Genomic DNA, 4,066 nt, shown 5'->3' with positions numbered 1-4,066 from the left:
TTTGCCGTCGTCATCGCCATCATGGCCTGGCGCCCAACCGGGCTGATCCAGGAAAAGATCAGCGAGCGGGTGTAACCGATGACACGGGAGCCGGAGAAGACGCGCGCAGCATTGTGGCCGGGTCTCATCGCACTTACGGCGGCGGCGGGATATCTGATCGCGCTGCTCGCCGTGGAAAAGCAGGCTTTTATCATTGCTCTGCTGGCGGTCGGGATCATTGTCGTTATTGCGGCCGCCTGGGCTGGGCTTTTGAACGGCGTCAGCCGCGCATTTTCCGATCACGAAGATGCGCTGGGCGGCTTTGCGATCCTTGCGCTCTTCGCTGTCGGGGCATTCTTTCATGAGGATCATTTCGTCCTGCTGCTGGTAACGACCGTCCTGCTCTACAGCGTGGCGACGCTGGGCTTGAATATCCAGTTCGGCTACGCCGGTGTGTTGAATTTCGCCGGTGCGTCGTTTTTCGGCATCGGCGCCTATACGTCGGCCGTGCTCAATGCGCACACCGCATTGCCACATCTGGTCGTTCTTTTGATCGGCGGTCTGCTGGCGGCACTGATTGGCTCGCTGCTGCTGCTGCCAGTGCTGCGCACGCGCGGACACTATGCCGCCGTCGTAACCATCGCCTTTGCGCTGCTGTTCAAGACCTTCCTCGAAGTCAACGACGTCCTTGGCGGGCCGCAGGGCATGCAGGTGCCCGGCATGAAATTCTTCGGCTGGTCATTCAATGACAATATCGAGATTGGTGGAATCTCGCTCTCGTTCTACATCAATTATTTCGCCATCAGCCTGCTGCTGCTGATCGGTGCGTTCGTTGTCGTGCGGAGGCTCGAACGATCCTGGATCGGACTCAATCTCGATGCGCTGCGGCTCGATGAGACCGCCGCGAGCTGTTTCGGCCTCGATGTCGTGCGCTGGAAGATTACGGCATTTTTGATCGGCAATTTTCTCATCGGTATTGCCGGCGCCATGTTTGGCATGGTCGGAAGCTTCGTCGCGCCGAACAACTACACCTTCGCCGATTCCCTCATCCTCGTTTCGATCCTGCTGCTCGGCGGCATCGGCAATCCCTGGGGGCTCATCGTTGCCACATTCATCGTCGTAGTCGTTCCGGAGAAATTGCAGACGATCCAGGAATATCGCTTCCTGCTCTATGCTCTGCTGGTGATTGGCGTTCTGTTGTTCCGGCCCGAGGGCCTGCTGCCGCGTCCTGTGCGCCGGTATTTCCCGGGCTGGCAGCCATGACCGCGCTGCTCGAAGCCCGCGGCTTGGTGAAGCGTTTCGGCGGCGTGCTCGCGCTCGACGGGCTTGATCTCACCGTCACGGCTGGCGAAATTGTTGGCCTCATCGGCCCCAATGGGTCTGGCAAGACCACATTTTTCAACGTCGCCACAGGAATCTACGCCGCCGATGCAGGGGGAGTGATTTTCGACGGCGCCGACATCACGACCGTTTCGGCGCGCGCTATCTACTGGGCAGGAATCTCACGTACCTTCCAGCGTTCGCGCCTGTCGCTGCCTTTATCGATCTTCGACAACATTATGATCGGCAACCACAAGCGCCTCCATCAGGGCCTCTGGTTCAATCTCGTTAGGCGCGACGAATTCAAACGCGAATTCGAAGCAAGCTATCACGCTGCGCGCGCGTTGGTCGAAGTGTTCGAGCCCGTGCTTGCAAGCCGCATGTTCGAACCGGTCGCTGGCCTGCCGATGATCGACCGTCGCCGTATTGAGATTTGCCGCGCGCTGATCAGTGAGCCGAAACTGCTGCTGCTCGACGAGCCTTCTGCCGGCATGACGCATGATGAGACCGCCGAGTTGATGAACGACATTCTCCTGGTACGCGAGCGCAACAAAGACCTCGCGATCATCATCGTAGAGCACGAGATGGGGGTGATCGAACGCATCACCAATCGCTGCGTGGTGCTCAATTTCGGCCGCAAGATCGCGGAGGGGCCTTACCGCGACGTGGCCGCCGATGCCCAAGTGCAAGAAGCTTATCTTGGGGTGGCATGATGTCCGGCATGCTCGAGATCGATGACGTCTACACCGCCTACGACAAGGCCGATGTGCTGCAGGGCGTCTCGCTTACAGTGCAACCAGGCAGCATTACGTGTCTGCTCGGCTCGAATGGCTCCGGCAAGACCACACTTGTGCGCTCGATCCTTGGGCTTACGCCGGCGCGCGCCGGCCGCATCGTCTTCAACGGCACCGATATCACGCGGCTTCCAACCCACAAAGTCGTGGCCGCAGGCATTGCCTGCATACCTGAGGGGCGGAAAGTCTTTCCCAAGCTAACGGTCGAAGAGAACTTGCGCGTCGGCGCCTATCAGGAGTCTTCCGACAAGGTCACGCAGTCGCGCATGGCCGACATCTTTCGCATCTTTCCTCGCCTTGCGGAGCGTCGCACGCAGCTTGCCGGCACCATGTCAGGCGGCGAGCAGGCGATGGTGTCGATCGGGCGCGGCCTGATGTGCGCGCCGAAGCTCCTTTTGATCGACGAGCCGTCGCTGGGCCTGTCGCCGCGGTTGGTGAAAGAGAACTTCAACATTATTCGCCAGATCAACGAGCGCGGTATCACCGTGCTGTTGGTCGAGCAAAATGTGCATCAGACGCTCGCCATCTCGCACTTTGGCTTCGTCATATCAAAAGGTCGCGTGGCGACGAGCGGGACACCATCGGAACTTGCAGGTCGCAGCCAGGTGCGTGATGCTTATTTCGGTTAGCCAATGCCATCATCGATCGAACTGACACAGGAACTGGTCCGCTTCAACACCATCAACCCGCCGGGCTCCGAACGTGCCTGCGCGGAGCGACTGGCGGGCTTGTTAGAGGGCGCTGGTTTTGCCGTCGAACTCATTCCCTTCGGCGAGGGACGCGCGCAAATCCTAGCGCGTTTGGGTGGGACGCCGGGCAAGCTGCCGCTCGGGTTCACGGGCCATATTGATACCGTACCGCTCGGTGCACAGCCCTGGTCGGTGGATCCATTTGCTGCCGAAATCGCGGACGGCAAGCTTTACGGGCGCGGCTCTTCCGACATGAAAAGTGGCGTGGCGGCGTTCGTCACCGCTTGCATTGCATGCGCTGACCGGCTCGCAAATACGCCCGGCATTCTGCTGGTGATCACCGCCGGCGAGGAAACCGGCTGTACCGGCGCTGAGGCGCTGGTCCGCACAAATGGCGGGCTAGGGCAGGTTGGTGCACTCGTCGTCGCAGAGCCGACCGGCAACAAGCCGCTCGTCGGCCACAAGGGGGCGCTTTGGTTGGAGGCGGAAACCAAAGGGGTGACGGCTCACGGCTCCATGCCGGAGAAAGGGGTCAACGCCGTCTACAAAGCAGCGCGTGCCGTAACGGCGCTGCAGGATTTCGACTTCAATGTGGCGCGTCATGATGTGCTCGGCGCCCCGACGCTCAATGTCGGCACGATACAAGGCGGACTCAATATCAATTCGGTTCCAGACCGGGCCGTGATCGGTATCGATATCCGCACCATATCGGCACAAAGTCATGCGCAAATTCGCGATCAATTGACCAGCTATCTTGGCCGAGACGTCACGTTGAAAACGCTGCTCGACGCCAAAAGTATCTGGACCGATCCGCATCACCCTTGGGTCGGCGAAGTGTTCCAAGTCGCACGGGATGTCGAGGGTGTCGATAATGGTCTCGGAGCTGCACCTTATTTCACGGATGCTTCCGCGCTGACGCCGGCGCTCGGATCGCCGCCTACCGTGATTATTGGACCTGGCGAGTTGGCACTTGCCCACCAGACGGATGAATATTGTCTGACATCACGTATTGAAAGGGCGACCGAGATGTACTCGCAGTTTGTTCGGAATTGGTGCCGGATCTAACAGGTCACACCATCTGTAGCTTGAAAAATAATCCGTTCCGTAGCAAAGCCTTCAATCACGTTAGCAGCGGTGGCTGTTCGCGGCGGCTCTGTCGATTTCGCAGATTGGCAGGTTACGGAATATTGCCAGTCGCCAACGTCGGTGACCGGCTTGATGATAGCCGAAGCGGGTGCCAACCATGCCCGGCTTTATTGCACGCCGCTCTCTCACATCGCTTGG

At 59.5% G+C, this 4,066-nt stretch carries 4 protein-coding genes; all 4 read left to right on the top strand.

Going from position 1 to position 4,066, the window contains the following annotated elements:
- Window positions 1–111 precede the first annotated feature (111 nt).
- Genes QZ213_RS25575 through QZ213_RS25560 form a run of 4 tightly spaced genes read left to right on the top strand, consistent with a single transcriptional unit; the run spans window position 112 to window position 3,847 of the window.
- The gene (locus QZ213_RS25575) at window positions 112–1,242 is read left to right on the top strand and encodes a branched-chain amino acid ABC transporter permease (RefSeq protein WP_291688849.1); all 1,131 of its coding nucleotides are present in this window, start codon (window positions 112–114) and stop codon (window positions 1,240–1,242) included.
- Window positions 1,239–2,012: an ABC transporter ATP-binding protein gene (locus QZ213_RS25570; protein ID WP_291688848.1), complete on the top strand. Its 774-nt coding sequence runs from the start codon at window positions 1,239–1,241 to the stop codon at window positions 2,010–2,012. Before QZ213_RS25575 ends, QZ213_RS25570 begins: the two co-directional genes overlap by 4 nt.
- A gap of 8 nt (window positions 2,013–2,020) precedes the next feature.
- Entirely contained in the window at window positions 2,021–2,722 is a 702-nt protein-coding gene (locus QZ213_RS25565; protein ID WP_291688847.1) for an ABC transporter ATP-binding protein, read from the top strand.
- A 3-nt stretch (window positions 2,723–2,725) separates the two neighbouring features.
- Entirely contained in the window at window positions 2,726–3,847 is a 1,122-nt protein-coding gene (locus tag QZ213_RS25560) for a M20 family metallopeptidase (protein ID WP_291688846.1), read from the top strand.
- The last annotated feature ends 219 nt before the right edge of the window (window positions 3,848–4,066 follow it).

This window comes from Bradyrhizobium sp. (genome assembly GCF_017881085.1).
In the GTDB taxonomy this organism is placed as follows: domain Bacteria; phylum Pseudomonadota; class Alphaproteobacteria; order Rhizobiales; family Xanthobacteraceae; genus Bradyrhizobium.
Note: the sequence above shows the minus strand (reverse complement) of the source record. Positions and strands in the feature narration are given on the sequence as shown.

Excerpts from the sequence above, each read along its gene's own strand:
- QZ213_RS25560 (WP_291688846.1), top strand. The coding sequence starts at position 2,726 with ATGCCATCATCGATCGAACTGACACAGGAACTGGTCCGCTTCAACACC.
- QZ213_RS25570 (WP_291688848.1), top strand. The coding sequence starts at position 1,239 with ATGACCGCGCTGCTCGAAGCCCGCGGCTTGGTGAAGCGTTTCGGCGGC.
- QZ213_RS25565 (WP_291688847.1), top strand. The coding sequence starts at position 2,021 with ATGCTCGAGATCGATGACGTCTACACCGCCTACGACAAGGCCGATGTG.